Raw genomic sequence first — 26823 nt, 5'->3', positions numbered from 1 at the left:
TTCTGGGGTTTGACACTTCCTCCTCTACAGTCAAAAGACAGCCCAGCCGTCACGCGCAGCAACCCGGTTCGTTTGCCCGATTGTCATCAAGCACTGCATGGATAATAATGAGAGATATTATCATTTGCAGCGATCAATCATGGATGCCGGGATCAAGTCGTCACCACCTCTGGATATCGAATACCTGTATGGCGAGCACCATGGCTGGCTGAAAGGATGGCTGCGGACTCGGACCGGCAACTCTGCTGATGCAGCGGACTTGGCCCAGGATACTTTCGTGCGCATGCTGACCTTGCGCCAACTACCCGTACTGCGCGAACCCCGCCATTACCTGGCAACCATTGCCCGCGGCTTGCTGATTGATAAAGCCCGTCGTCAAACCCTTGAACGGGCTTACCTGGAAGTACTGGCTGCACGTCCGGAGCCGCTTGAGGTCTCACCGGAAACTTACCATCTGATCATCGAATCGCTGCTGGCCATCGACACCTTGCTCGACGGACTGGGCGCGCGAACGCGACAGATCTTCCTCATGGTGCAGCTCGAGGGCCTCAGCTACGTTCAGGTCGGCAGGCAGTTGGGCCTTTCGGTGACGACCGTTAAAAATCATCTCGGCAAGGCGCTCCTGCAATGCATTCTGCTAATGGAAGATTGACTGGCTCGCGTCCCCGACTGCCCGCCAAGGCGCACTTGCAAACGGCAGTGCAATGGTACTTGACGCTCAATGACTCGAATGTCAGTCCTGAACAGCTCCTGGCCTGGCAATCCTGGCTTGCCGCTGATCCCGGACATGCCAGCGCATGGGCCCGAATCGAGAAACTCCAGGATCAACTACGCGGAGTTCCACAGGATGTGGCGCTGCCCGTGCTGTCCCAATTGGGTGTGCAAAGGCGCCAAGGCCTCAAACTGCTGGTGTTGTTGAGCGCAGGGGCGGCCACTTTCGCCGGCTATCGGAGCTCTCCCTACAGCGCGGATCTGGCCACACGCACAGGGCAGCGACGCCTGGTGACGCTGTCCGATGGCAGCCGTCTTGAGCTGAACACCGACACTCGCGTCGATATCGCATACGGTCCCCAGGAGCGCCTGATCATTCTGAACCAGGGCGAGATTCTTCTCACCACGGCTGCAGACCGCCCCTCCAGTCGCCCACTGTCAGTCGAAACACCCCATGGGCGGATACTCGCGCTCGGCACCCGCTTCGACGTACGCCTGCATTCGGGCTTCAGTACCGTCGACGTACTTAGCCATAGCGTTGAGGTGCGCCCCAAAGACGCACCACAGCAAGCGCGGCGCGTCGAGGAAGGTCAGGCCCTGACCTTCGGCGTCTCGCAAGTAGGCAGCCTGCGTCCGGCACCTCCCGGAGGCAGTAGTTGGACGCAAGGTCTGTTGGTTGCCAACGACTGGCGCCTGGTCGATTTTGCCCGCGAACTGGCTCGCTATCGTGCCGGCCATCTCGGATGTGCCGATAACGTAGGAGACCTGAGAATCTCCGGCGCGTTTCGCCTGGATGATATCGACGGTGTCCTGGATAACCTGCAGATTTCTTTACCGGTCAAGGTACGTCGTTTCTCAAAGTATTGGGTGCGGATAGAGGGGTAGTCGACCCGTCCTTCGATCAACAAACGCATAACTGGCCTTGCCGATTACTTATTTCGTACGGCTCATCAGTAGAGCGGTCAATCAGCCGCCTTTACTGCCACGGGATAGGAAGTATTGCATGAGCCACCCACGTCACCTGCACCAACCGGCCTTGCGGCTGAAGCTCGGTTCCACGCTACTGAGCATTGGCCTGAGCGCAGCGCTGGGCGCCACCCCCCTCGCCCCACTCGCCTGGGCGCAACCCGCCACAGAACAGCTCGAATACAACATCGCGGCCGGACCACTGGGTACCGCCCTTAGCCAGTTCGCCGCGACCAGTGCCGTGACCTTGTCGTTCGCCTCGACGCAAACCCAGGGCTTACTTAGCCCGGGTATCCAGGGCCGATATTCCTTCGACGAAGGCATTGCCCATCTGCTGGCCAATAGCGGGTTGCAGGTACGCCAGGAGGGGGTGGACCGTTACAGCCTGATCGAGACGCAGGGTGGTTCGACGCTGGAGTTGGGCGCAACCCATATCAAGAGTGCCGTTCTGGGTGCCACGACCGAGGGCAGCGAATCCTACACCACAGGCCCCATGCAGACCGCGACCAAGCTGGCCCTGACCGCGCGCGAAACACCGCAATCGGTCTCGGTAGTCACTCGCCAGCGTATGGACGACCGCGGCATGCAGGACTTGCACGACGTCATCAAGGACGTCCCCGGAGTCACGGTGGAAAAGGACGGACCGGAGCGCCCGACTTACTACGCCCGCGGTTTTCAGGTCGACAACATCATGTACGACGGCTTGCCGACCACGGTGTCCAGTTACACCGCCCGGGACACCATCGCTGCGGCGGACACCGCCATGCTCGATCGGGTCGAAGTGGTGCGCGGCGCCACCGGCCTGATGAGCGGCTCGGGCAGCCCGTCAGCCGCGATCAATCTGGTGCGCAAACGTCCAGGCCACGAGCCCCAGGCCAGCATGACCGCCAGTGCCGGTACCTGGGACAACTACCGCGCCGAGGTGGACGCCTCCAGCCCCCTGAACGACAACGGCAGCCTGCGTGGCCGCACGGTCGCCAGCTATCAGATCAAAGACAGCTTTCAGGACGTCGTGAACAAAGAACACGCCCTGTTCTACGGTATTGGTGAAGCCGACCTCAGTGACAGCACCACCCTGACCCTGGGCGCCTCTAACCAGAACCTCAACAACAACACCGCCTGGGGCGGCGTGCCCACTGCCAGCGATGGTGGCGACCTGGGCCTGCCGCGCTCCACCTACCTGGGCAACGACTGGGGACGCTGGGATCAGGACAATAACAGCGTCTTCGGTGAGTTGGAGCACCACTTCGACAATGGCTGGAAAATGCGCATGGCGGCCACCAAGATGTGGTCAAAGCTGGATCTCCTGGCATCCTATGTCAGTGCCGGCGCCGTTGACGGCACATACAACCAGATGACGGGCAAGTTCAAATACACCAACGACCAAACCAGTTACGACATGTTTGCCAACGGGCCTTTCCAGCTGTTTGGTCGAGAACATGAACTGGTGGTGGGCGCCAGTCGCCGAAAGGAAAACTTCAGCGGTAACGGGACCACGGTGCTGTCGGCGTCGAATGTCGACATTTACAACTGGAACCCTCACATCACACCCATTCCCACCTTCAACATGGGAGCCTGGCAACAGCAGAGTGAAACCGAACAGACCGGAACCTATATCACCGGCCGTTTCAGCCTTGCCGATCCGCTGCACCTGATCCTTGGCGGACGCCTTGACTGGTATGACTACGAGATCCAGAACTCCAGCAACATCGTCGGCGTCAACCCGACATCCAGCCAGTACGATGTCACCCGCAACCTGACCAAGTACGCCGGTCTGATCTACGACCTCAATGACACCTACTCGGTGTATGTCAGCTACACCGATATCTTCACCCCGCAAGGTGTAGTGGATGCCGATAACAAAGCGATCAAACCGATCGTTGGCAAGAACTACGAGGCCGGCATCAAGGCCGAGTACTTCAACGGGGCGTTGAACGCCAGCGCAGCGATCTTTCGTATTGACCAGGAAAACCGTGCTTCGGTGATCAACACCCCGGGGGTCTGTCAGGCACCGGCAGGTGTCTCTTGCTACCAGGCATCAGGTGAAGTGCGCAGCGAGGGTTTGGAACTGGAGGTCAGCGGTGCACTGACTGAGAGCTGGCAAATGGCGGCTGGCTACACCTACAACTCCGCCAAATACCGCAAGGATGCCAATCCGGATAATGAAGGCCGACTGTTTGCCAGTGACCTGCCCCGCCACCTGTTCAAGGCCAACACCACGTACACCCTGCCGGGAGCGCTCGAGCGCTGGCGTATTGGCGGCGGCCTCACCGCGCAAAACACTATCTACAACAAAGGCACCGGCTACCGCATCGAACAGAAGGCCTACAGCATCGTTGACCTGATGGCCGGCTTCAAAGTCTCGGAAAACATTGACCTGCGCTTGAACGTGAACAACCTGTTCGACAAGAAGTACTACCAGAGCATCAACAGCAACACCTGGAATGCTTTCAACGTTTATGGCGATCCACGCAACGCCATGATGACGGTGCGCTGGTCGCTGTAAGGACGCCTCGACCTGGTGGACATAAGCCGGCTTACCGAAAGGTAGCCGGCGCTTGTGACACGTTATCGGCAAAGCGCCAGCCACGCCTGGCGCATCAAAGGTTCGGCAAAGCCGCCAGCGCCTTGTCCCAGATCTGCCGGGTACGCACCCAGGTCAATTCCTGCCAGTCAGGATCCGCCGGATAGAACTGCTCCAGCAGCCCAAGCTTGATCTCGCGCCCCACCTCGTCCAACGGATCGCCGTGCAGGTGCAACCAGTGATCGTCGCGCAGATGCTCATGCACCGCTTGCGTGGGATAGGTCCCGCACTCAATGACAAACGGCATCAGACGTGTGTGTGGCAGCGCGTCGAGCAGCGCTTGTGAGGTGTAGCCGGTGGCTGAGGCGGCGATTCCGGTTTCGCTGTGTTCTGCAGTACCGGTCTGCACGGTGTACAACCATGGACCGTAAAGCGCCTGGGCCTGGGCCAAAGCCGGATACACCGCCTGGCTCACGGTCAACAGCATCGGGTGGCCGTATTCACCGGCCCCGGTATGCAGGTCGAAGCACATCGCGACTTCCGCGTGCGCCAGATGGGTGTCGATGATCTGGTGCAAGGTGCGGTTCGACCAGCTCGCCTCGAGACCGCCGTAAAAAAAACCGTCGGGATGACTGTGCTGACCGCCTTCGACAATCGACATCACCGCCGGCCAGCCCTGCGCCTGCAACTGTTCGGCGAGCAGATCATCGGCACGTTGGCGCTGGGGTCCACGCAACTCGGTAAAGTCGTAGATGCCGTGCAGTGCGGCGTAGGCCTGATTGTCCGGGAGTGCTGCGGAAAAATTCAGCTGATTGCGGTTTAGGTCGATGTTGTCTTCGTTGACTCGACGCAGCCATGCCGTGCCCCACGGGTTAATCAGATGAATCACCACGACCGCCACATCCTCAGGCAGCGCTGAACACCCAGCCAGCCCACTGAGCCATTTGGCCTGGCACTGCGAGCCGTAGTAGCCCTCAACGCCGTGAGTGCCGCTCAGGAGCACCAGCAGGCGTTTGGCGGCGGGATCGCCGAGCACCGCCACATCAGTGCCCAAGTCCTCGCCAAACGGCCCCTTGAGCGGATGGGGATAGTGGGTCAGGCGGGCACCGACGGCAGCGACCGTACTGAGGAATTGCGCACGCTGGTCGGCGAAATTGAGATGGTCTGGAAACACGCTGGGCATATCGACCTCTTGTTGTTTTGGGTGTGGTTCAACTCCCTATGACACTACAGAGAATTCCCCGGTGTATGAAGGACTCAAACCTCTTATCCGTAGGCCAACCGCATAAGGCCAGCGTTGCGGCGCACTCCTCACGCCGATACAGTCGCCAAATCTTTTATCCCATGGACGGAGTGCCACGTGTTCCCTGCTTCTCTCTTGCACACTTATCGCCTTGGCGCCCTGTCGTTGATCGCCGGTACACTGGCGCTCGTCGCCTGTAACGCCCCGCCCGCCTCGACCACCGTCAGTGCCCTGCCCACGGCTCCGGAAGTCGCCTCGGGCTATCGCAGCGACCTGCATACCCAAAATGCCACCAAGCACATGGCCGCCGCCGCCAACCCGTTGGCTGCCGCTGCCGGCCGCGAAATGCTGCGCCAGGGCGGTTCGGCCATTGATGCGGCAATCGCCATGCAGGCTGTATTGACCCTGGTCGAGCCGCAATCTTCGGGCATCGGCGGCGGTGCGATGATCGTGCTCTGGGACGGCAAGGCCGTGCGCACCTACGATGGCCGTGAAACCGCACCGGCGGGCGCCAGCGAGACGCTGTTCCTGCAAGCCGATGGCAAACCCATGCCGTTCCCTCAGGCACAGATCGGCGGCCGCTCGGTGGGCACGCCCGGCGTCTTGCGCGCCTTGGAAATGGCCCATCGCCAACATGGCCGCCTGCCCTGGGCAACGCTGTTTGAACCTGCCATCGCCCTGGCGGAAAAGGGCTTCGCGATTTCGCCGCGTTTGCACACCATGATCGCCTCCGATCCGGCGCTGCCAGCGTCGCCGGAAATGTCCGCGTACTTCCTCAATGCCGATGGCAGCCCAAAAGCGATCGGCACCCTGCTGCAGAATCCGCCGCTGGCCAAGGTCCTCAAGCGCATTGCGACAGAGGGGCCGGACGCGCTCTATCAAGGCCCGATCGCCGACGAAATCGTCGCCAGAGTTCAGGGCAGCAGCAACCCGGGCAGCCTGTCCCTCAGTGACCTCAAAGGCTACCAGGCAAAGGAACGCGCACCGCTGTGCACGGACTACAAACGCTGGCAGGTGTGTGGCATGCCGCCACCCTCCTCAGGCGGAATTGCCGTGGCGCAGATTCTCGGCACTCTCCAGGCGCTGGAGGCACGCGACAACCGCCTGGCCCTGGCCTCCATGAAACCGCTGAAGACGGACAAGCCGGCCGGCATCGAGCCGCCGGCCGAAGCCGTCCACCTGATCGCCGAAGCCGAGCGCCTGGCCTACGCCGACCGCGCGCTGTACGTTGCCGACAGCGATTTCGTTCCGGTGCCGGTGGCCGGTCTGGTGGCACCCACCTACCTGGCCAGCCGCGCCGCGCTGATCGGCGAACGCAGCATGGGCAGCGCCCAACCCGGCACACCGCCGGGGATTGAAGTGGCCTATGCCACGGATCGCTCGCCGTTGCGTATCTCAACGTCCCAGGTAGTCGCAGTGGATGACTTGGGCGGCGCCGTGTCGATGACCACCACCGTGGAAGCCGCCTTCGGTTCGCACCTAATGGTCCAGGGTTTCATGCTCAATAATCAGCTGACCGACTTTTCCTTCATCGCCCGCGAGAATGGCCTGCCAGTGGCCAACCGGGTCGAGCCCGGCAAACGCCCGCGTAGCTCCATGGCGCCCACGCTGATCTTCGATCGGCAAAGCGGCGAACTGGTGGCCACCTTGGGTTCGCCGGGCGGCTCGCAGATCATCGAGTATGTTGCCAAGTCGACGATTGGCCTGCTCGACTGGCAACTCGACCCTCAGGCAGCGATCAGCCTGCCCAACTTCGGCAGCCGCAATGGGCCGACCGAACTGGAACGCGGCCAATTCAGCCCGGCGCTGATTCAGGCACTCAAGGACAAGGGGCACGTGGTCAACGAGATCGACATGACCAGCGGTACCCAGGCCATCGTTCGCGTGCGTGATGCCCAGGGCAAGGCGTCCTGGGCCGGTGGGGCCGATCCGCGGCGTGAAGGTGAAGCCCTCGGCGATTGATCGCGATCAGGTCGCCAGGCGCAGATGAATCAGGGCCAGACGTCGGCCCTGTTTGTCCTGGCGCTCTTCAATCGCATAGGGAACGAAGCCCAGTTTCGGATAGAGCAACAGCCCCGCCACATTGCTGTTGAAGCACGACAACGTCACTTCACTGGCCTGATGGCGAGTCCGCGCGATGTCGATCATCTGCTCGATCAGGAGCGCGCCAATGCCCTTGCCCCTGATCGCGGGATCGACAATCACATTGCCGATGGTGCAGGTACCCGCCTGCTCCCATTTGTAGAAGTTGGCGAAGCCCACCACCACGCCGTCGAACTCAATGACCGTCGAATCCGATCGCTTGTCGACCGAGGCCTGCAATTGCTCCTCGGTCAACGGCCAGGTAGCGGCGGGGAAGAAGAAAAACTGCTCTTCCTCGGTGCGGGCAAAACTGCAGATGCGCGCAATATCCTGCGCCTGTACGGTTCTGAAGGTGACGCTCATGGTTGGCTCTCCCTATCCTTGTTGCGGCTCGACACTATGCAGCCTCACGTTCTACCCGAGCTTGCGTAGATCAATCAAGCCGTTGGCCGGCTGACAGCCGGCCTGTCGCTGCGCTACCGTGTAGACCATGACCCACGGCGTCAACGAAGACTTTCCATGAACAAGCTCCCTGCCCTCACCGACTGGCTGCATCGCGCCCCTGAAACCGCAGGACTGGAGCGTATCGAAGCGTTTTTTGCCGGGCACGGCTATGAACTGCACCGCCACGACACCTACGCCATCGGCCACACCCTGGCCGGCGTGCAAAGCTTTCAGTACCGCGGCAGTTGGCGCCACAGCCAGCCGGGCAGCACCATGGTGTTGCACCCGGACGAGGCCCATGACGGCGAGGCCGGCACCGAGGAGGGTTTCAAATACCGGATGCTCTACGTCGAACCGGCACTGATTCAGCAGATGCTCGGCGGCCAGCCGCTACCCTATATCAAGACCGGGATTTCCAGCGATCCGCGCCTGTTCGCTGCTGCCGGTGCACTGCTGCACAGCATCGACCGCCCGCTCGATCCGCTGGAGCAGCAGGACGCGCTGTTCGACCTGGCCCAGGCGATGAGCCAGGTGTCGGGCAACCTGACGCGGCACAAGCGCTTCGACTATCTGGCGGCAGAGCGCGCCCGCGAATTGATTCACGGCGCCCTCGATCAAAACGTGACGCTCGACCAATTGGCCGAACACAGCGGGCGCGACCGTTGGAGCCTGTCCCGCGACTTTCGCCTGCTGTTCGGTACCAGCCCCTATCGCTACCTGACCATGCGCCGTCTGGACTTGGTGCGTGCGCTGCTGATGCAGGGCGAGTCGCTGACGAACGCTGCGCTGATTGCCGGGTTCAGTGACCAGAGCCACATGACCCGGCAATTCGGTAAGACCTACGGCCTGTCGCCAGCGCGCTGGCTGAAAATGCACCGCGCCTGAGCCACGCACAATCGTGCAAGAAATGCCCAGACGCCGCGACTAATCTGGGCTCGCCATCCAACCGAGCGAGCCTTGCCATGACTGCCTATCAAAGCCTGAATTTCAGCGACAAGCTGCATTTGCTCAACGAGCACTGGTCGCCGCGAGTCATCGCCGAAATGAACGACTACCAGTTCAAGGTGGTGAAACTGCTGGGGGAGTTCATCTGGCACGATCACCAGGATACCGATGAGACCTTCATCGTCCTCGAAGGCCAGTTGCGTATCGATTTTCGTGACGGCCAGGTACTGGTGAATGCGGGTGAGATGTACGTGGTGCCCAAGGGCGTGGAGCACAAACCCTTTGCCGAACAGGAAGTCAGCCTGATGCTGATCGAACCCCGGGGCGTGCTCAACACCGGTGCTGAAGGTGGCGCACGCACGGCGCAGAATGATCAATGGATCTGACCCTGCACGCCACTTGCTGACTCACTCAGCGTCGAGGTGCCTGCCGGTCACGGGCTCACCGATGGTGAGGAAATGCCCGCCCGCCACATGATGCAACGTGCGCAACTCGTCGCGCCCTTCGAAGTGCCAGCGGCCATCGCTGAAAACCCGCTCGTCGGCTTGCGCGGCGATCACTTCGGCGAGAAACAGGTCGTATTGCTGATGATTGTGCGGTTCCGGCAGCAGCCTGCATTCCAACCAGGCAACACAGCCCTCAAGCATTGGCGCCGCGAGTTGCTCGCCGGCGAAGGTTTGCAGGTCATAGGCCTGAAACTTGTCCTGCTGCGCGCCGCTGGTCGAGCCGACAGTCTGCACGATATCGGCCTGGGCGGCACAGGGCACGTTGAGAACAAAGGTACCGGACGCTTCCAGCAATTGGCGGGTCCAGGTGGACTTGTCGAGTACCACGGCGATCTTCGGTGGCTCGAAGTCCAGCGGCATCGCCCAAGCGGCAGCCATGATATTGCGCGCGCCCTCGTGGGCAGCACTGACCAGCACCGTCGGCCCGTGATTGAGCAGGCGATAGGCCTTGGACAGTGGAACCGTACGGCGATGGGAACTGCTCATGGGGCGTGCATCTAGCAATCAAAAAAATTGTAACGCTATCTCAAAGACCTGCCCCTGACCACCCGGCGGCGCGTCCGGATGCGCCTCAGCTCGACAGCTGGCTGGTGAACTGGCCAATCGCATCCACCACCTTTTGCGCGCCATCCTGGATCTCGACGATCACCGTGCCCGCCTCGGCCGCCAGCGCCAGCCCGTGTTCGGCCTGCTGCTTGCCGTCGCTCATGAGCACTACCGCGTCACGCGCCATGTCCTGGTTTTGGCGCACCACGCCGACGATTTCATCGGTGGCCTTGCTGGTGCGCGATGCCAACTGTCGAACCTCGTCCGCCACCACCGCAAAGCCGCGCCCCTGTTCACCGGCCCGGGCCGCTTCGATAGCCGCGTTGAGCGCCAGCAGGTTGGTCTGCTCGGCAATAGCGCTGATGGTCTTGACGATGCTGCCAATCACCAGCGATTGCTCGTTCAGCGCCTCGATGCCCTCGCCGGCCTGCTGCATGTGCCGGGCCAGTTCGCGCATCACGTCGACGGCCTGGGTCACGACCGTCGTGCCACGCTGCGCACAACTATCAGTCTGCAACGAAGTGCTGTAGGCAATGTTCGCGGCCTCGGCAACCGCCTGCTCCTGCAGAACCTGTTCGGTAATCACGGTGGCGAACTTGACCACCTTGTACAGCTTGCCGTTGGCGTCGTGCACCGGGTTATAGGACGCCTCGAGCCACACCACGCGGCCCTGGCTGTCGACCCGCTTGAAGCGATCGGCGACATATTCACCATTGTTCAAGCGCCGCCAGAACTCCTGGTAAGCGGCGCTGCCGGCCTCCTCGGCGTCGCAGAACTGGCGGTGATGCTTGCCCTTGATCTGCGCCAGGCCATAACCCATGCCGTTGAGGAAGCGTTCGTTGGCAGTCAGCACATGGCCGCCAAGGTCGAATTCAATCACGGCCGTGGAACGGAGCAACGCGCCAATCAGGTTCTCGTGCTCACGCGAGGACTCAATCGTGCGGGTCAAGTCACTGGAGTAAATCGAGATGTGCCTGATTTTCCCCTCTGCGTCCCGTATCGGTTGCGCGATCGAGCGCAGCCACGCTTCCTTGCCATTGCCGCGCAGCAGGCGCACTGCACCGGCGAAGTGCTCGCCACGGGTCAGGGCATGGCGAAAGCGCAGATGAAACTCATCGTTCTTGACCTGCGCCGGAACGATTTCCTCGATGTGGCGCCCCAGCAGTTCGCTGTCCTTGTAAATCATCTCTTGGGCAAAGTTGGGATTGATCGAGCGCACCCTGCCATCCGGGTCCAGGGTCAGCACCAGCATCTCGCTGTCGAGACTTTCCTTCACTTGCTTGAGGCTGGAAAGTTCCTCGCGAAGAGCCGACAGCTCCTGCTTCAAACGTTTATTGAACATGGGGGATATACCGATGGGCAGGATTGAGTGCGGGGTTCTACATTGCCATCGGCCTTGTACAACTTTTCTGAAGGACTTTGTCAGCCTATACAAGAAAAATAGTTTGCCGTGGCGCTATAGTCAGCGCTGCCCCCACACCCTCAGGAGAAACGCCGTATGGATCAATCACGCAAAACACTGTTTGAAAGTTTCGCTCAGGAGCTGGGGCATCGCTTCGACGGTGAGATGCGCATTGGTGGCAACTACGTGCCAACTGTACGTAACGGTAACGAGATCTACATCAGTGGGCAGATTCCACGTATCGATAATACGGTGATGGTGGTGGGTCGCGTCGGTGCCGAAGTGTCCCTCGAGCAGGGGCGATTGGCGGCGAAAATTTGCACGATGCGCGCCCTGGCCGTCCTCACCCAACAGCTGGGCGACCTCGAGGGCATTGAGAGGGTCTTGCGGATCAACGTCTACGTGCGCAGCGCCGAGGACTTCACCCAGCAAAGTGAAGTGGCCGACGCCGCCTCGGAAGTGCTCTACGGGGTGTTCGCCGAGGCCGGCGTGCACACGCGGACCTCGGTGGGGGTGTATCAACTGCCCAAGGGGGCGGCGGTCGAGGTCGACATGATTGTCGCGCTCAAACCGGCAAGCTGATATCCCTCAGGAACAGCAGGTCGCGCCTGTCGGCTGGCTGACCAGCGGCAGGCGCGCGCCGAAATACAGCGCAGCGCCCATGCCCACGGCGCCCATCACCGCGCAGAAGATCACGCAGATCCATGGGCTCCACGGCATCAGTCCGATCAGCAACAGCGGCGTGATGCTGGCCCAGATCGCGTAGGCAATGTTGTAAGTGAAGGAGATCCCTGACACGCGAATCCGCGCCGGGAACAGGTTCACCATCACCGACGGCACCGCCCCCACCACCCCGCAACACAAACCGGCGATCACGTACGCCAGCGCCACCCACTGCCCCCCACCGATCAGGCTGGCGTAGAGCACGCCGATCCCCAACGGCAGCAGCAGGCTGTAGAGCATGACGGTGCGCCAGGCGCCGAGGCGATCGACGATGAGGCCGGCGATCACGCAACCGATATTCAGAAACACAATGCCCAGACTGCTGAGGGCGAAGGTGTGGCTGGCGGTCATGCCAAAGGTTTTCTGCATCATGGTCGGGGTGATGACGACGAAGGTCACCACTGCCGAAGTCAGGACGCAGGTGAGGATGGCCGCGGGCAGCATCGCCAGGCGGTGTTCACGCAACACCGTGCGCAACGGCAGCTCGACGTGCGTCTCGCGACTGGCCTGCAGGGCCATGAATACCGGGGTTTCATTGAGCCAGCGGCGCAACCAGACCCCCATCACGCCAAACACCCCACCCAGCAGGAACGGGTAGCGCCAGGCGTAATCGAGAATTTCCGCCGGGGTGAACATCTGCGCCAGCAAAGTCGCGGTCAGCGCGCCGATCAGGTAGCCGAAGGTCAACCCGGCCTGCAGGAAACCCAGGGCGTAACCACGGTGCCCGACAGGCGCGTGCTCCGCGACGAAGGCCCAGGCGCTGGGTACTTCACCGCCGACGGCGGCGCCCTGGAATACCCGCAGCAACAGCAACAGCAAAGGCGCGAAATAGCCGATTTGGGCGTAGGTCGGCATGATCCCGATGAGCAGGCACGGCAGCGCCATCATCAGGATGCTCAAGCTGAAGACCTTCTTGCGCCCCAGGCGGTCGGCAAAGTGCGCCATCAGGATCCCGCCCAGCGGTCGGGCCAGGTAGCCGGTGACGAAGATCCCGAAACTCTGCAGCAGGCGCAGCCACTCGGGCATTTCCGGCGGAAAGAACAGTTGGCTGAGGGTCAGGGCGAAAAACACGAAAATGATGAAGTCGTAGATTTCCAGGGCCCCGCCCAATGCCGCCAGGCTCAAGGTCTTGTAATCAGACCGGGAGAATGGCTTGGGTCGAGTATCGGCAATGGCAGTCATAAGCAGGCTCGAGAACTGGAGAAAAAACACGGCGCCCATGGTCTACGTAAAAGGGCTCCCGGACAAGCCGTTAGACCATAGTCCCAATTTCACGATGCACAACCGCAAACGCCTGTGGATTGATTTATGGTTGAAGTCTGACCGAACCGGCCCAAACCGCCTGATCGGCACCACAATAAACATAAAAATGAGGTACTTACGTGTCCCTGGAAATTGCAGATAGTCGTTCCGCGCGCTTTGCCCTGCGCTGCTCGAACTTTGCCGAGCGCTGGTTTCCCGACTCCTGGGTATTTGCCGCGCTTGCCGTGATCATCGTTGCACTCGCCACCCTGGCGATGGGCGCCAAGCCCACGGATACCGCCATGGCCTTCGGCGACGGTTTCTGGAGCCTGATCCCGTTCACCATGCAAATGGCCTTTGTGGTCATCGGTGGTTACGTGGTCGCCAGCTCGCCTCCGGCCGTCAAGTTGATCGACCGCCTGGCACGCATCCCGAAGAACGGCCGCTCGGCCGTGGCCTGGGTGGCATTGATCTCGATGGTCGCCTCGCTGCTCAACTGGGGCCTGTCGCTGGTCTTCGGCGGGCTGCTGGTGCGGGCGCTGGCCCGGCGTACCGATTTGCACATGGACTACCGCGCTGCCGGAGCCGCGGCCTACCTGGGTCTTGGCGCGGTCTGGGCCTTGGGCCTGTCGTCTTCAGCGGCCCAACTGCAAGCCAACCCGGGCAGCCTCCCACCCTCGATTCTGGCGATTACCGGGGTGATCCCGTTCACCGAAACGATTTTTCTCTGGCAATCCGGCGTCCTCCTGCTGGCGTTGATCGTGGTCTCGTTGATTGTCGCCTACGCCACCGCTCCAGGCCCAAGTTCAGCGCGCGACGCCAAAGCCTGTGGTGTCGACCCCAGCTTTAGCATGCCAGCGCTGGCGCCGCGCACCCGACCTGGCGAGTGGCTTGAGTACAGTCCGCTGCTGACTATCCTGCTGGTGCTGCTGGCGGCGGGTTGGCTGTTCCATGAGTTCTCGACCAAGCCGGCGATCAGCGCGATCTCGGGCCTGAACACCTACAACTTCCTGTTCCTGATGCTCGGCGCCCTGCTGCACTGGCGCCCGCGCAGCTTCCTCGACGCCGTGGCCCGCGCGGTGCCGACCACCACCGGGGTGATGATCCAGTTCCCGCTATACGGTTCGATTGCCGCACTGATGACGGTGGTCAAGGGCGCCGAAGGCCAGACCCTGGCCCACCATATTTCCACCTTCTTCGTCAGCTTCGCCTCACACGACACCTATGCCGTGCTGATGGGCGTTTACTCGGCCATCCTTGGCTTTTTCATCCCCTCGGGTGGCGGCAAGTGGATTATCGAGGCGCCTTACGTCATGCAGGTGGCTAACGACCTGGAGTACCACCTGGGTTGGGCAGTGCAAATCTATAACGCCGCCGAAGCCTTGCCGAACCTGATCAACCCGTTCTACATGCTGCCGTTGCTGGGGGTGCTCGGCTTGAAGGCGCGGGATTTGATCGGGTTTTCGTTCGTGCAGTTGCTGGTGCACACGCCACTGGTGCTGTTTTTGCTGTGGGCGCTGGGGACAACGCTGGCGTATGTAGCGCCGGTGATGCCGTAGCTTTTGTTGTATTGAATCAGCACCACCTGTCAGAACTGACAGTAGACCCTGCAGATCATTTGCGCGACGCTAGCGTCGTAGGTACATGGCTGCAGGGCTGACAGGATGGCCCGTCACGGTAATCGCCGCCATCAACAGACAGGGATGGTTATGAAACCGCAGGCGAAAGCACACACACTGCCGAGCACGTGCATTTATCCATTTGCAACGCTCAGCACAGAGCAGGGCTATCCGTCTCCTGACGATTTCGTTGTCAGTAGCAATGACCCCCGCAACATCAACGTCCGGGCTCAGCGCCACTACCAACGCATTACCCGCATGTGCCGCATTTCCGGTCAGTTGATGCACCACCGCCAACCGCACACGGTGCAGTTGGCGCCGGGCATCCACGTCTACGATCCGTACTTTTGCGGTCACTTGCCTCACGCCTGCGAGCCCAATGTCTTTCTCGACATGAGTGAGCTGTGGATGTGGGCCTTGCAGGACATTTCACCAGGCACCCTGCTGAGCATCGACTACGCCAACACTGAAGCCAGGCTGCTGCGCCAGTTCGCTTGCCAATGCGGCTCACCGCGCTGCCGGGGCTGGATCACCGGTTACGATGAGCCGCCCAGCAGCGAGGGCATGCTGTACCTGCAAGGCTGGCGCCGCACGGCCCCTGTCAAGCAGGGGCCCGGGGCTTTCTAGGGCGCGTCGACCGGACGCAGGCGATATTGCGGCGGCAATTGCTCGGCGCCGCTGATGGTGGCGTTCAGGCTTTTCCAGCGACCGTCCTTGATGCCATAGATGCAACCGTGAACCGACAGCTTCTGTCCGCGGTGCCAGGCGTTCTGCACGATGCTGGTATGACCGACATTGGCGACTTGCTGGATCACGTTCAATTCACAGAGACGATCGACCCGCTCTTCTTCCGTTGGCAATTGCGCCAGGGCGTCACGGTGTTCGTAGTACAGATCGCGGATCGAACGCAGCCAGCCATCGATCAGGCCGAACTGACGGTCCTGCATCGAGGCGCGCACACCGCCACAGCCGTAGTGGCCAGTGACCAGGATGTGTTTGACCTTGAGCACATCGACCGCGTACTGAATCACCGACAGGCAGTTCAAGTCGGTATGCAGCACCACGTTGGCCACGTTACGGTGGACGAACAGATCACCCGGCAACATGCCGACAATCTCGTTGGCCGGCACCCGTGCATCGGAACAACCGATCCATAGATACTCCGGCGTCTGCTGACGGGCCAGTTTGGCGAAGAAGTCAGGATCTTCCTGCTTGATCGCATCGGCCCAGCGCTCGTTGTTATCAATCAGATCTTGTAATTCGTTCATATGCTGAAGCCTCAAGAATGATGCGCTGGTTTGACTGCCGACTGTGGGTCGAGGTCACGTTGCAATGTGCGATCAGTGCGCCGAAAAAGCCCGGGAATCTTCAAGGGCAACGCCTGTCCACCTTATAAGCCCCCATTATGAGGATTTGCCATGACTGATTCACGACGTCCGTACGGTGCGGAGCAGCCTGAGCCCATCGACGACAACGAAGACCGCATGGGTTCGATGCATGAGCTGGACTTCGATGAAGAACCGCAAAGTTCGATAATCGGTGATGAGCTGCCCGAGCACTTGCGCCAGCGCCCCGCCCCGCGCAAATCGGCGCGCAGCATGGATGTTGGCAAGGCGGATGATGAGGAGGCCAGCGACGACGAGCTGACCCCGGGCAACCTGATTCGAGAAGACGGCGCACGCGATGCCCATGACACCGGCGGCGACGAACCTGCCGACTGGGATTTAAGCATTGTCGGCGAGGGCGAGATCGGAGGGGGTGACGGTCTGGATGAAGCCGAACTGGCGCGACGCGATCCAGTCGGTCGCAAGCGCTGAAACACTGACGAGGGTGTCTTCGCCCTCGTCAGCGCGGTGCTGACTAGTCCACCAGGGTGCAGGCCATCACCACCGCATCTTCGCGACCACCGACCGCCGGGTAGTAGTCCCGACGCCGGCCAATTTCGTTGAAGCCATAACGCTCGTACAGGCTGAACGCCGCGCGGTTGCTGTCGCGGACCTCGAGGAAGCATTCCCGGGCGTCCGCCTTGTAGGCAATCGACATCAAATGCTCGAGCAGCGCCAACCCAAGCCCACGGCCCTGGTTTTCCGGTTTGACCGTGATGTTCAGCAGATGCGCTTCATCGAGAATGATCTGCACCACGCCATGGCCAACCTGTTGTTCACCCTCGAACATCAACCAGATCTGGTATTTGCCCAAGCCATCGAGAAATATCCCGCGGGTCCACGGGTGACTGAACGCTGCGTATTCAATTTTCAGCACAGCATCAAGGTCCGCCTCGGTCATCGGGCGGAATGTTACAGCGTCACTCATTGGGTTCTTTCCAGCGCGCCATCAGCCGACGCATGGCTTGCCAGACATCAGCCTTACGCTGTGGCTCTTCCATTAATAGTTCCAGCCCAGGCAAGGCCCAGGTTGTTCCCAGGCCTTCGACCTGGAGTTCGCGATTGTAGGACTCGGCATCCGCCTCGCCGGCGAAACGTACCGCCGGCAGGCCGATCAACCACAGGCATGCACAGGGCGCGTCTTCCAGGCGGGCCGAGAGAAATCCCTGGACAAAATCCCGCGCGGCGTCGGGCCCCTGGTCGAGGGCGCCACGTACCAGCAGCGGCCAGCGCACCGGCTCGCCGATGATCTGCGGGCTGTCCGGCAGGCCAGCGGCGCGCAGCATGTCCTTGAGCAGCATGTAGGCCGGGTCGCGGCTCTGGAAGGCCTCCCCCGTGGGCAACTCCACCAGCACCAGGCAACGTCCGGCGCGCAGCAGTTGCAGGGCAAAGCGCGGCGGCGGAATCTGTGGCGCCTTGGCCACCACGGGCTCAGCCTCGGCGGTCTCGAGCGGTTTGCTGGACGGACGCGCCGCTGCGGGCGTCGGCCGTGGCACCTCGATTTTCACCCGCTCGGTCGGCCGGACCGGCGGTTCAGCCTGCCTGTCGCCAACCGGCACCGGCGCGATAGGCGTCTCCACCACCGGCTCTGGCGCTTGCAGCAGCTCAGGCCGTGACGGGGCGGCAAAGGGCAATTCGGTACGCGGCAGCCAGTTGACCACCTGCATGGCGGTCAAATAGGCGCGGCGACGGGACTCGATTAGCAAGGGTCGGCCACTTGTGGATAACTGAGAGTGCGGGGATTCTACCGCCCTTCGCGCAAGATCGCCCGCAGTTGCGAGGAGAAAAACGACAGTCCGTCCCGTCGATCCGCCGAGAATGATTGCCACCGAGCGCGATGCAGTACAATCGCTGCTTTTAATCGCCAACCAGCCGGCCAATCCAATGATCGAACCCAAGCGCGTCTTGCGCGCCCTCGCCGAACACTGGGCACTTCTGGAGCCACTGTGTGAGCATTTCGACCAAGGCACCCTGAGCCTCAACGAACTGCGCTCGCAACTGGCCGCCCAGCAACTGGACAGCACGCCACAGGACATCACCAGCCTGCTGGACGTGTGGATCCGCCTCGACATTCTGGTTCCGGTGGCCAAGAGCCCGAACCGTTTTGAACTGAACGCGCAGATCCACGATTTCCTGGCTTACCTGCGGCGTGAGCACCGCTTGGGCTTGTGCCTGGAGATCGAAGCTTACCTGCGGCACCTGGAGCGGCTGGCAGGCTATATACAAGACGCTTTCGACATTCGCGATGGCAACGATCTGGCACGGCAACTGCGCTTGCTCGACATGCGCGTACGCGATGTGCTGAAGAAACTCGCCAACGATGAGCAGGCCCTGGTGGCGGTCGCCGAGCGCGCCAAGACCAGCGACCGGCAGATCCCCCTGCGCCAGCGCTACGCCGAAGTACTGGCGACCTGGGACGAATACGTCGAGCCGATGATTCAGTTGGTCAACGCCGACGGCGCCTTCGAGCAAGGGGTGCGCAAGGTCGAAAATGTCCTGCTGAAGATGCTCACTGAACAGCAGCGCCTCGGCCACCTGGTCGACGACGATATGTTGCTGCGCACCCACGCACGCATCCTCGAAATGCAGACCAGCGCCCAGTTGACCCTGCGCCATGCCCGCGAGCTGCTGCTGCCACTGCGTGAAGAGGCGCGCCGGCACAACGCCGTGACCCGTGGTGCGGCGCTGGCCCTGTCGATGATCCGCCGCAAGGGTCTGGATGCCGTGCCGCAGGCGGCAATGCCGATGTTCACCCGCCCGCAAAGCACCTTCCTCGGCAGTGCGAGCCAAGTCGAGGCCTATGTCTATGCCTTGGCGCGTTTCGAGCCGAAACCGGCGCGCTTCCCCAAGGCCCACAAGACCCAGGTCGGCGAGCCACCTCGCGCGCCGCGCACCGTGCGCGAAATGCTCGAGCGCTGCGAGAGCGCCCTGCCCATGCCGGACCTGATGACCTGGCTGCTGGAGCAGGAACCGGACGGCGCCACCGATGAACTGCTGTACTGGTTTTCGCGCCTGTCACGGGACAAACGCTTCACCCGCGAGCGCCTGGAACGTCGCGACTACCACACACACGAGCACCAGGTCAGCCTGCGCTCCTTCGCCCTGCTCTCGGCCGGCGGCGACGCCACCGAGAATTCTGCGAGCACCCCTCATGCATCTTGATCTTTCCGAACTGTCTCAGCTGGCACCGATCTTTCGCGAGCTGTTCAAGGGTTATCACGTCAGCCGTCGCGATCCCGAGCTGTACGCCCAGCTGTCGAATTTCCAGGACCAGTACCGCACCTTGTTCCGCGCCCTGGGCTTCGAACTGGTGTGCGATACCCGCGGCTTCTATTACTTCGTCCCCGACCTCGCCGCCGCGACCGTGAACAAGACCGCCCAGCGCCTGGCGTTGTTCACCTTTATCCTCGTCGAGCATCTGGCCGACCAGGGCCGCGACCCAATCGCCGTACTCGATGGCGGCAGCCTGGGTCGCGATGAGCTGCCTTCGTTGCTGGAGAAGTACCGCGACCTGTTCCTCCAGGCCGAAGTTCAGACTCAGGAAGAGCTGGAAGAAAAGATCATGCGCCGCATGACTCAACTCGGCTTTGCCGCTGAAGAAAACGGTGTGTACCGTTTCCTGCCGCCAATGCACCGTTTTCTCGACGTCTGCCTGTCGGTTCAGCAGGACCGTGACCTGGCCGCCAGCCTGCACAGCGTGCTACCGCTGCCAACGCCGGTGTTGATCGATGACGACAGCGACGAGAAACTGCTGCACACCGATGATCCGCTCGACTTGAGCGACTTTTCCGAAGAAAGCGAAGAAGACGCCCTGGCCCGTGCCATTGCCGAAGAACAGGAGCTCGACGCATGAGCAAGGAACGTTACGGCATTCGCCGCTTTGCCCTTCTGAATACCGCCGGCTACAGCCTTGGCCTGTTTCCGCTGGAAGAGCCGCTGTCGGTGTACGGCGCCAACAACCTGGGCAAGTCCGCCTCGATCAACGCCTTGCAGTTCCCGATTCTGGCACGCATGTCAGACATGAGCTTCGGCAAGTACAGCCTGGAACAATCGCGGCGCTTCTACTTTGCCTCCGACACCAGCTACATCCTGGTGGAGGTCTCACTGCCCCACGGTCCCCATGTGATCGGCGTGGTCGGACGTGGCCCGGGCGGCGGTTTCGGCCACCAGTTTTTCGCCTACGCTGGCAAGCTGGACCTGGCCCATTACCAGAAGAACGACACCTGCCTGCGCCACAAAGAACTGTTCACCAACCTCGAGCGCGAAGGCCTGAAAGCCTACGAACTCAAGCCGGATGAACTGCGCCGCTTGCTGGTGGGCGGTCACACCTCGATTCCCCTGGACCTGACGCTGATCCCGCTGCGCTCCACCAGTGAACAGAGCCTGAAGACCTTCCGCGCGCTGTTCATCAACCTGCTGCACATGCGCGAAATCACCGCCGCCAAGCTCAAACAACTGTTCCTCGATGCGTTCGAACACAGCCTGCGCTCCGGGAGCGTGGATTACATCGCAGCGTGCGAAGAAGCCTTCCGCGACGTACGCCGGATGGAGCAGGACTACAACTCGCTGGTTACCGCCGGACCACTGGTTGAAGCCCTGTCGTCAGGCGTTAATCAGCGCAATATCCTGCGCGGCAAACTGCACCGTATTTCACCGCTGCTCGATTCCCTGCTGGGCACCTGGTCGGACTACGCCAGTGCGCGCAAGGAAGAGCTGACGATCCAGGCCGAGCATTACCGCAACGAGCAGGACGCGCTGCAAAACGATCAGCGTGGCGGTACCCAGGAACTGATGCGCCTGGAGCGAGAGATCACCGGCATTCAGCGCTGGCTTGGCGAGTTGTCGGTGCTCAAGCATCGCTTTGCCCTGGTCGATGACGTCAAGGTCCTCGAGGCACAACTGCTGGCCGCCAAGGATGCTCACGATGAACTGGCTGGCGCCTTGGCCCAATCGCGGCAGTTCACTGCCGAAGACCTGGATGAGCGTTTGCGGGAGCTGGAAAAACGCCTGAAATCGGTCAAGCAGCAGCTCGATCACGCTGATAACAACAGCTACGCCCGTCTGCGCGAAGAGTTCTCGCAACAGGATGTCGAACGCCTGATGCGCCTGTTCAACAGCGCCCTGTTCAGCCTGCCGCTGGGCGAGCACGGCATCACCCTGGATGAGGACGGGCAGTGGGTCAAATCCCTGGAACTGATCCTCAATGGCTTCAAGGGCGAGCGTTTCGAAGTACCGGGGCTGGCAATCGATATTTCCAACATCGAGCCGCCGGCCTTGCAGGCCCTGGCTGACCGCGCCGCCCTGCGCGACCAGAAAGAGCGCCTGGAAAAAGAACTCAAGCAACTCAAGACCCAGCAGGCCGTTGCCGCCGACCGCGCGGCCAGCAAGACCCAGACCGAAGCGCTGTACCAGCAGGTGCTGGACGCGCAGAAAGCCCTGGAAGACTTCCGTCGCGCGCAGACCCTGAGCGCCGAAGAAGGCGACAAGCTGGAACAGCTGGCGCAGATGGAAGCCGCGCAGGACGAATTGAAACGCTCCAGCGACGCCTTCACCGAACGCGTCCAGCAGTTGTCGGCCAAGTTGCAGTTGGTGGGCCGGCAAATTGGCGACATGGAAGCCAAGCAACGCACCCTGGACGATGCACTGCGCCGTCGGCAGTTGCTGCCCGCTGACCTGCCTTTCGGCACGCCGTTCATGGACCCGATCGATGACTCCATGGAAAACCTGCTGCCCCTGCTCAACGACTATCAGGACAGTTGGCAGGGTCTGTTGCGCGCCGACGGCCAGATCGATGCGTTGTACGCCCAGGTGCGCCTCAAGGGCGTCGCCAAGTTCGACAGCGAAGACGATATGGAGCGTCGCCTGCAATTGCTGATCAACGCCTATGCACACCGTACCGACGAAGCCCTGACCCTGGGCAAGGCGCGGCGTGCGGCAGTGACTGATATCGCACGGACGCTGCGCAACATTCGCAGCGACTACGACAGCCTCGAGCATCAACTGGCGCTGTTCAACCGCGAAATCAACAAACGCCAGGTGTCTAACCTGCAAAGTTTCCGCATTGTCCTGGCGCCGAACAAAGAAGCGCTCAAGCATATCGACCAGATCATCCACAGCGCCGGTCAATATGAGGAAGGTGAAACCCTCTCAGTGTTCGATCTGAGCCAAAGTGCCGAACAGGACAACAAGAACGAGGAAGCCAAGGAATACCTGGCACGCCTGGTGGCGGCGAACCACAACCAGCTCGGTCTCAAGGATCTGTTCGAGCTGGCGTTCGAGATCACCAAGGTCAATGGCCAGCCGGTGATTCACACTGACATCGATGGCGCCGCATCCAACGGCACCACCATGACCATCAAGGCGCTGACCAACATGTATTTGTTGCTGCACTTGATGGACCGCGACCAGGCCGGGCGCGTGCGCTTGCCGTACTACCTCGACGAGGCGGCGGATATCGATGAGAAGAACCAGGCTGCACTGCTGGAAACCAGCCTGCAACTGGGCTTTGTGCCGATCCTCGCCAGTGTGAAACCACAGGTCTGTGCCAGCGTCGCCATCGACCTGGAAGGCGGCAGCGGACCGAACGGTATCTATATCGACGAGGCCGACTGGAAGTTTATCCGTCGGCATGACGAGGTGAAGCCGGCGGTTATTGTCAAGGCTGACGAGCCGGAGTTGGACGCAGTGTAATCCGCTCCTCAGCCGCAAATAAAAAGGCCGCGATCCAGGGATCGCGGCCTTTTTTTATTGCCCGATGCCGCGGTTATTTACCGAGGGAAATTTTCGGTGCCCACTGCAGCCATTCGTCTTCGAACTTGTCGAACAACGGGAAGGTTTGCTGAGGGCGCGCCGGGTTACCCATACGTTCACCGTCCGGTGTCGCAAAGGCGATGCCACCCTGCATCAGGGTTTCCAGAGATTCGGTGCGCACGGTTGCACCCTTGAACAAGCTGTAATCCAGGCCAAAACCGCTGGTGTTCCAGAAGCGTGAGCCGCTGCGTACCAATGGCGCGTACTTCGGTTCGATCAGAATCCGAATCAGCACTCGATCTGCCGTCTGCCCGAGTTCGTAGCCAGTGACCTTGCCCACGGTGATTTCGCGATAGGTCACCGGTACGCCAGGCTTCAACGAACCACGTCGGGCAGCGCTCAACGTCAGGCTGAGCCCGGCCTCTTGCACCTCAGCTTCCGGCGGCTTGGCCAGGGCCACAAAGTTCTTTTGCGGGCCGAGGTTTTTCGGGGCCGGTTGTACCTCGATGTATTGCCCGGTCACCAGGGTTTCCAGGTTCGATGTCTTGATCAGACCCAGCTCCGGCTTGACCACCCAGAACTGGCTCCCCGCCCGGGCAATGCGCTCCGGCACTTCGGTGATACGCGCGGTGAGCAGCACTGATTGCAGGTCGTCACTGAGATCGACGTCTTCAACCTTGCCCACGTCCAAGCCTTTGTAGCGAATCGGCGTGCCACTGTGCAGACCGTCGGCCCGATCGAGCTTGATGGTGACGATCGCGCCTTTTTGCGTGGCCTCGTCGTGGTTGGCAAACAGGCGGAAACGCGGGATGCGCTTTTGCAGCGGCGCCTTGGCCTCCGGCGTTTCAAAGGCAATACCGCCGGCCATCAGACTCTGCAGCGACTCGCTCTTGACCTGAATCCCACCGGTCAGTCCGCCGGTGAGAGTAATGCCGCTGGCGTTCCAGAAGCGCGTCGAGGCATTGACCAGCCCTTCGTATTCTTTCTCGATGTGCACGCCGATGACCAACTGCTTCTTGGTCCGAGAGAACTGATAGCTCTGCACCGACCCGACCTTGACCTGCTTGAACAGGATCGGGCTGCCGACCTCCAGTGAACCCAGGTTATCGGTGAACAGCACCAAGTGCAGGCCCGGCGCACGCAGATCCAGCGGCGGAGCCTTGGGCCGCGCCTCGAATTCACGCTTGGGCGCACTGCCCTTGTCGCCGGGACGCACTGCGATGTAGTTACCCTTGACCAGGGCTTCCAACCCGGTGATACCGGCCAGCGAAATCGACGGCTTGACCACCCAGAACTGCGTGCCTTCGACCAAGTAATCTTCCGCCAGGGGGTCAAGGGTCAATTCTGCGGTAGCGCTGGACAGGTCAGAGTCGACCTTCAACGCTTTCAGGTTACCGACCTGGATGCCCTTGTACATGACCGGTGTACGACCGGCCTGCAGGCCTTCGAAGTCGCTAAGCTTGACCTTGACCCGAATACCGGCCTGAGCCGCGTCGAAATCTTCGTAGAGTCGAAATGGCAGGCTTGGATCGGTGGGCGGACTGTCCTTGCGGTTTTCCGGCGTCGCGAAGGCGATACCGCCGGCAACGATGCTGGCCAGCGACTCACTGCGCACTTTCACTCCGGACAGGTTGGCATCGATGCTGATCCCGCTGGCATTCCAGAAACGCGTGTGTTTGCGCACCAGGCTGGCGTAGGTCGGCTCAATAAAGACTTTGATCTCGACGGTGCTCTGGTCCTCGGACAGCAGGTAGCTTTTGACCTGGCCGACCTGAATCTGCTTGTAGAACACTGGACTGCCACGGTTCAGCGACCCCAGGCGATCAGCCTTGATCGTCAGGTGCAGGCCTGGCTTGGAGTCGGACAGCGGCGGCTCCTGGGCGAGCGCCTTGAATTTGCGCGTAGGTTCACCTTCACCCGGGCTGATGGCGACGTAGTTACCCGAGACAAGGGTTTCCAGACCGGTAATGCCGGCCAGGGTCACGCTGGGCTTGACCAGCCAGAAGCGGGTGCTGGTCTTGAGGTATTGCTCGACGTCCTTGTTCATCTCGATCGTGGCAATCACCCCACGACTCTTGCCTTGGTCATCGAGGGTCAGGTTCTTGACCTTGCCGACCGACATGCCTTTGTAGACCACTTCAGTCTTGTTGGCCTGGATGCCTTCACCGCTTTCAAAACGAACCTGCACCTGAATTCCGGTTTCGTTATAGGCACGCCAGCCGAGCCACCCACCAATCACCAGAGCGATCAGGGGCAATACCCAGATGGCCGACCAGTTGGAGGCCGGTCGAGTTTTAGCTTTTGGCAAATCAGTCATGGTCGTCGTCCGACTCCGTGTTATCCCAAATCAGTCGGGGATCGAAAGTTACTGCAGCGAGCATTGTCAAAATCACCACACTGGCAAAGGCCACCGCACCGAGATTGGCCTCGATACTGGCCAGCCTGCCAAAGTTGACCACCGCCACCAGAATGGCGATGACGAAGATATCGAGCATTGACCAGCGACCAATGAACTCGATAAACCGGTACATCATGATGCGTTGCCGAGCAGAGAGGGGCTGACGGCGCTGGACCGAAAACAGTAACAGCGCGATCCCCACCAGCTTGAAAGTTGGCACCAGGATACTGGCGACGAATACCACGGCAGCGATAGGAATCATCCCGTGCTGAACCAGGGTGATTACGCCGGACATGATCGTATCGCCTTCACCCTGGCCCAATGAATTGACCGTCATGATGGGCAATACATTGGCGGGGATATACAGGATCGCCGCCGTGATCAGCAGCGCCCAGGTGCGCGCGAGACTGTTGGGCCGGCGGGCGTGAACCAGCGCACCACAACGGGAGCAGGTCTGCTCATCGGTGTCCGGCTCCTGTTTGTTCAACTGATGGCATTCAGCGCAAATCAGAATGCCCGCATCAATCGCCCGCATGAGCGTCTTCTCCTGAAAGTGCTTCCCAGATCTGGTGAGGCGACATCACAACTTCCAGCCACACCTGGACCAGCAACAAACTGATAAAGCACACCAATCCCAGACCCACCGTGATGGAAGCAAGGTCGGCCAGCTTGACGATGGCCACCAACACACCCATCAAATAAACCTCAAGCATTCCCCAGTCGCGCAAGTGGTGATAAATGCGATAGAGCAGCAGGCCATAGCTACGCCCGACGTCCAGGCGAATGCTTAATAATACGAATAACTGACAGAGCAACTTGAGCAACGGGATGCCCATGCTGCACAGAAACACCACCACGGCCACGCTTTGCATACCGGTTTCGAACAGGCCAATTACGCCTGTCCAGACGGTATCCTCAGCCGACTGGCCCAATATATTGAGCTGCATGATCGGCAAGAAGTTCGCGGGGATGAACAACAGTAACGCGGCAATCACCAGCGCGAGGCTGCGCTCGACGACATTATGCCGATGAGCATAAAGCTCGTAGCCACAGCGTGGACATAAGGCTTTTTCGTCATGGGCGAGCTGTGGTTTGCGCATCAGCAAGTCGCATTCATGGCACGCCACCAAGTTGTCCAGCGGTAAATCTGACAGCCCAGAGGCGTCAACCGGATCTGGCATAGAGGACTCGGTTTCTGATAAGGAGGGTCTATTCTAGTGTTCTGCCCTGAAAATAACTGTGCAAATTTGTCCTGATTGCATAATCAACTTTCCCGCACGCAAAAACAAAACCCCTACCTGCATTCGCAGATAGGGGTTTCGGAATTTAATCTTGAC

General features: G+C 60.8%; 23 protein-coding genes and 2 pseudogenes. 13 read left to right on the top strand and 12 right to left on the bottom strand.

All coding sequences use genetic code 11. The features are described from left to right. Window positions 1-139: 139 nt before the first annotated feature. The 3 genes from NR126_RS05160 to NR126_RS05150 all read left to right on the top strand — a co-directional run bounded on the left by NR126_RS05160 (window position 140) and on the right by NR126_RS05150 (window position 4183). Window positions 140-652 (top strand): sigma-70 family RNA polymerase sigma factor, encoded by a 513-nt coding sequence (locus NR126_RS05160; RefSeq protein ID WP_051550555.1) that lies wholly within the window; start codon window positions 140-142, stop codon window positions 650-652. Further along, window positions 628-1596: a FecR domain-containing protein gene (locus tag NR126_RS05155; RefSeq protein ID WP_256829827.1), complete on the top strand. Its 969-nt coding sequence runs from the start codon at window positions 628-630 to the stop codon at window positions 1594-1596. The genes NR126_RS05160 and NR126_RS05155 overlap by 25 nt, the downstream gene beginning before the upstream one ends. A 118-nt stretch (window positions 1597-1714) precedes the next feature. Continuing rightward, window positions 1715-4183: a TonB-dependent receptor gene (locus NR126_RS05150; RefSeq protein WP_256829826.1), complete on the top strand. Its 2469-nt coding sequence runs from the start codon at window positions 1715-1717 to the stop codon at window positions 4181-4183. A 94-nt stretch (window positions 4184-4277) separates the two neighbouring features. Here NR126_RS05150 and NR126_RS05145 read toward each other — a convergent pair whose 3' ends face one another. Further along, window positions 4278-5384, bottom strand: coding sequence for a DUF2817 domain-containing protein (locus NR126_RS05145; RefSeq protein WP_256829825.1), 1107 nt, complete (start codon window positions 5382-5384; stop codon window positions 4278-4280). Window positions 5385-5561: 177 nt separating this feature from the next. On the opposite strand from NR126_RS05145, the gene NR126_RS05140 reads away from it, so the two are divergent. Beyond that, window positions 5562-7406: a gamma-glutamyltransferase family protein gene (locus tag NR126_RS05140; RefSeq protein WP_256829824.1), complete on the top strand. Its 1845-nt coding sequence runs from the start codon at window positions 5562-5564 to the stop codon at window positions 7404-7406. 6 nt (window positions 7407-7412) lie between these two features. Here NR126_RS05140 and NR126_RS05135 read toward each other — a convergent pair whose 3' ends face one another. Then, window positions 7413-7889, bottom strand: a complete 477-nt coding sequence (locus tag NR126_RS05135) for a GNAT family N-acetyltransferase (RefSeq protein ID WP_256829823.1) — start codon at window positions 7887-7889, stop codon at window positions 7413-7415. A 156-nt stretch (window positions 7890-8045) separates the two neighbouring features. On the opposite strand from NR126_RS05135, the gene NR126_RS05130 reads away from it, so the two are divergent. Both NR126_RS05130 and NR126_RS05125 read left to right on the top strand, forming a co-directional pair. After that, the gene (locus NR126_RS05130; protein WP_027619474.1) at window positions 8046-8855 is read left to right on the top strand and encodes an AraC family transcriptional regulator; all 810 of its coding nucleotides are present in this window, start codon (window positions 8046-8048) and stop codon (window positions 8853-8855) included. Between the two features lie 77 nt (window positions 8856-8932). Next, window positions 8933-9301 (top strand): cupin domain-containing protein, encoded by a 369-nt coding sequence (locus NR126_RS05125; protein WP_105754814.1) that lies wholly within the window; start codon window positions 8933-8935, stop codon window positions 9299-9301. A gap of 21 nt (window positions 9302-9322) precedes the next feature. Here the strand turns inward: NR126_RS05125 and NR126_RS05120 are convergent, their stop codons facing one another. The 3 genes and pseudogenes from NR126_RS05120 to NR126_RS28940 all read right to left on the bottom strand — a co-directional run. Next, window positions 9323-9907: a flavin reductase family protein gene (locus NR126_RS05120; protein ID WP_256829822.1), complete on the bottom strand. Its 585-nt coding sequence runs from the start codon at window positions 9905-9907 to the stop codon at window positions 9323-9325. A gap of 85 nt (window positions 9908-9992) precedes the next feature. Further along, a pseudogene (locus NR126_RS28945) lies at window positions 9993-10421 on the bottom strand (methyl-accepting chemotaxis protein); the annotation flags it as partial. A 159-nt stretch (window positions 10422-10580) separates the two neighbouring features. Next, a pseudogene (locus NR126_RS28940) lies at window positions 10581-11219 on the bottom strand (PAS domain-containing protein); the annotation flags it as partial. A gap of 246 nt (window positions 11220-11465) precedes the next feature. Between NR126_RS28940 and NR126_RS05105 the strand changes: the two are divergent. Next, window positions 11466-11951: a RidA family protein gene (locus NR126_RS05105; RefSeq protein WP_256829821.1), complete on the top strand. Its 486-nt coding sequence runs from the start codon at window positions 11466-11468 to the stop codon at window positions 11949-11951. Between the two features lie 6 nt (window positions 11952-11957). On the opposite strand, the gene NR126_RS05100 is transcribed toward NR126_RS05105, so the two are convergent. Then, a complete protein-coding gene (locus NR126_RS05100) occupies window positions 11958-13274 on the bottom strand; it encodes an MFS transporter (protein ID WP_027619469.1) in 1317 nt (438 codons plus the stop codon). Window positions 13275-13474: 200 nt separating this feature from the next. On the opposite strand from NR126_RS05100, the gene NR126_RS05095 reads away from it, so the two are divergent. Both NR126_RS05095 and NR126_RS05090 read left to right on the top strand, forming a co-directional pair. Continuing rightward, on the top strand, window positions 13475-14893 hold the full coding sequence (locus NR126_RS05095) for a TIGR00366 family protein (protein WP_256829820.1): 1419 nt from the start codon (window positions 13475-13477) through the stop codon (window positions 14891-14893). A gap of 318 nt (window positions 14894-15211) precedes the next feature. Next, on the top strand, window positions 15212-15580 hold the full coding sequence (locus tag NR126_RS05090) for a hypothetical protein (RefSeq protein WP_306218688.1): 369 nt from the start codon (window positions 15212-15214) through the stop codon (window positions 15578-15580). On the opposite strand, the gene can is transcribed toward NR126_RS05090, so the two are convergent. After that, window positions 15577-16221 carry a carbonate dehydratase gene (can, locus tag NR126_RS05085; protein ID WP_027619466.1) on the bottom strand — a complete coding sequence of 215 codons (645 nt, stop codon included), beginning with the start codon at window positions 16219-16221 and terminating at the stop codon, window positions 15577-15579. The two genes, NR126_RS05090 and can, sit on opposite strands and share 4 nt — an antisense overlap. Window positions 16222-16371: 150 nt before the next feature. Between can and NR126_RS05080 the strand changes: the two genes are divergently transcribed. Beyond that, on the top strand, window positions 16372-16770 hold the full coding sequence (locus NR126_RS05080) for a serine kinase/phosphatase (protein WP_105754817.1): 399 nt from the start codon (window positions 16372-16374) through the stop codon (window positions 16768-16770). A 43-nt stretch (window positions 16771-16813) separates the two neighbouring features. Here NR126_RS05080 and rimI read toward each other — a convergent pair whose 3' ends face one another. After that, window positions 16814-17266 (bottom strand): ribosomal protein S18-alanine N-acetyltransferase, encoded by a 453-nt coding sequence (rimI, locus tag NR126_RS05075; RefSeq protein ID WP_027619464.1) that lies wholly within the window; start codon window positions 17264-17266, stop codon window positions 16814-16816. After that, a complete protein-coding gene (locus tag NR126_RS05070) occupies window positions 17259-18044 on the bottom strand; it encodes an energy transducer TonB (RefSeq protein ID WP_256829817.1) in 786 nt (261 codons plus the stop codon). Before NR126_RS05070 ends, rimI begins: the two co-directional genes overlap by 8 nt. A gap of 178 nt (window positions 18045-18222) precedes the next feature. Between NR126_RS05070 and mksB the strand changes: the two genes are divergently transcribed. Genes mksB through mksF form a run of 3 tightly spaced genes read left to right on the top strand, consistent with a single transcriptional unit; the run spans window position 18223 to window position 23028 of the window. Next, the gene (gene mksB / locus NR126_RS05065) at window positions 18223-19500 is read left to right on the top strand and encodes an Mks condensin complex protein MksB (RefSeq protein ID WP_033866329.1); all 1278 of its coding nucleotides are present in this window, start codon (window positions 18223-18225) and stop codon (window positions 19498-19500) included. After that, a complete protein-coding gene (mksE, locus tag NR126_RS05060; RefSeq protein ID WP_027619461.1) occupies window positions 19490-20191 on the top strand; it encodes an Mks condensin complex protein MksE in 702 nt (233 codons plus the stop codon). The genes mksB and mksE overlap by 11 nt, the downstream gene beginning before the upstream one ends. Then, window positions 20188-23028 (top strand): Mks condensin complex protein MksF, encoded by a 2841-nt coding sequence (gene mksF, locus NR126_RS05055; protein ID WP_256829816.1) that lies wholly within the window; start codon window positions 20188-20190, stop codon window positions 23026-23028. Before mksE ends, mksF begins: the two co-directional genes overlap by 4 nt. A 73-nt stretch (window positions 23029-23101) precedes the next feature. On the opposite strand, the gene NR126_RS05050 is transcribed toward mksF, so the two are convergent. From NR126_RS05050 to NR126_RS05040, 3 genes are read right to left on the bottom strand one after another with little or no spacing between them, the layout of a single operon-like run. Next, window positions 23102-25405 carry a PqiB family protein gene (locus NR126_RS05050; RefSeq protein WP_027619459.1) on the bottom strand — a complete coding sequence of 768 codons (2304 nt, stop codon included), beginning with the start codon at window positions 25403-25405 and terminating at the stop codon, window positions 23102-23104. Beyond that, window positions 25398-26021: a paraquat-inducible protein A gene (locus NR126_RS05045; RefSeq protein ID WP_027619458.1), complete on the bottom strand. Its 624-nt coding sequence runs from the start codon at window positions 26019-26021 to the stop codon at window positions 25398-25400. Before NR126_RS05045 ends, NR126_RS05050 begins: the two co-directional genes overlap by 8 nt. Beyond that, on the bottom strand, window positions 26008-26667 hold the full coding sequence (locus NR126_RS05040) for a paraquat-inducible protein A (protein ID WP_027619457.1): 660 nt from the start codon (window positions 26665-26667) through the stop codon (window positions 26008-26010). The genes NR126_RS05045 and NR126_RS05040 overlap by 14 nt, the downstream gene beginning before the upstream one ends. Between the last annotated feature and the right edge of the window lie 156 nt (window positions 26668-26823).

This window comes from Pseudomonas sp. Pse1, assembly GCF_024519635.1.
Lineage (GTDB): Bacteria > Pseudomonadota > Gammaproteobacteria > Pseudomonadales > Pseudomonadaceae > Aquipseudomonas.
Note: the sequence above shows the minus strand (reverse complement) of the source record. Positions and strands in the feature narration are given on the sequence as shown.

Bases quoted from the DNA above. Each gene is read 5' to 3' on its own strand.
- NR126_RS05160 (WP_051550555.1), top strand. From the start codon at position 140: ATGGATGCCGGGATCAAGTCGTCACCACCTCTGGATATCGAATACCTG.
- NR126_RS05155 (WP_256829827.1), top strand. From the start codon at position 628: ATGCATTCTGCTAATGGAAGATTGACTGGCTCGCGTCCCCGACTGCCC.
- NR126_RS05150 (WP_256829826.1), top strand. From the start codon at position 1,715: ATGAGCCACCCACGTCACCTGCACCAACCGGCCTTGCGGCTGAAGCTC.
- NR126_RS05145 (WP_256829825.1), bottom strand. From the start codon at position 5,384: ATGCCCAGCGTGTTTCCAGACCATCTCAATTTCGCCGACCAGCGTGCG.
- NR126_RS05135 (WP_256829823.1), bottom strand. From the start codon at position 7,889: ATGAGCGTCACCTTCAGAACCGTACAGGCGCAGGATATTGCGCGCATC.
- NR126_RS05130 (WP_027619474.1), top strand. From the start codon at position 8,046: ATGAACAAGCTCCCTGCCCTCACCGACTGGCTGCATCGCGCCCCTGAA.
- NR126_RS05125 (WP_105754814.1), top strand. From the start codon at position 8,933: ATGACTGCCTATCAAAGCCTGAATTTCAGCGACAAGCTGCATTTGCTC.
- NR126_RS05120 (WP_256829822.1), bottom strand. From the start codon at position 9,907: ATGAGCAGTTCCCATCGCCGTACGGTTCCACTGTCCAAGGCCTATCGC.
- NR126_RS05105 (WP_256829821.1), top strand. From the start codon at position 11,466: ATGGATCAATCACGCAAAACACTGTTTGAAAGTTTCGCTCAGGAGCTG.
- NR126_RS05100 (WP_027619469.1), bottom strand. From the start codon at position 13,274: ATGACTGCCATTGCCGATACTCGACCCAAGCCATTCTCCCGGTCTGAT.
- NR126_RS05090 (WP_306218688.1), top strand. From the start codon at position 15,212: ATGTGCCGCATTTCCGGTCAGTTGATGCACCACCGCCAACCGCACACG.
- can (WP_027619466.1), bottom strand. From the start codon at position 16,221: ATGAACGAATTACAAGATCTGATTGATAACAACGAGCGCTGGGCCGAT.
- NR126_RS05080 (WP_105754817.1), top strand. From the start codon at position 16,372: ATGACTGATTCACGACGTCCGTACGGTGCGGAGCAGCCTGAGCCCATC.
- rimI (WP_027619464.1), bottom strand. From the start codon at position 17,266: ATGAGTGACGCTGTAACATTCCGCCCGATGACCGAGGCGGACCTTGAT.
- mksB (WP_033866329.1), top strand. From the start codon at position 18,223: ATGATCGAACCCAAGCGCGTCTTGCGCGCCCTCGCCGAACACTGGGCA.
- mksE (WP_027619461.1), top strand. From the start codon at position 19,490: ATGCATCTTGATCTTTCCGAACTGTCTCAGCTGGCACCGATCTTTCGC.
- mksF (WP_256829816.1), top strand. From the start codon at position 20,188: ATGAGCAAGGAACGTTACGGCATTCGCCGCTTTGCCCTTCTGAATACC.
- NR126_RS05050 (WP_027619459.1), bottom strand. From the start codon at position 25,405: ATGACTGATTTGCCAAAAGCTAAAACTCGACCGGCCTCCAACTGGTCG.
- NR126_RS05045 (WP_027619458.1), bottom strand. From the start codon at position 26,021: ATGCGGGCGATTGATGCGGGCATTCTGATTTGCGCTGAATGCCATCAG.
- NR126_RS05040 (WP_027619457.1), bottom strand. From the start codon at position 26,667: ATGCCAGATCCGGTTGACGCCTCTGGGCTGTCAGATTTACCGCTGGAC.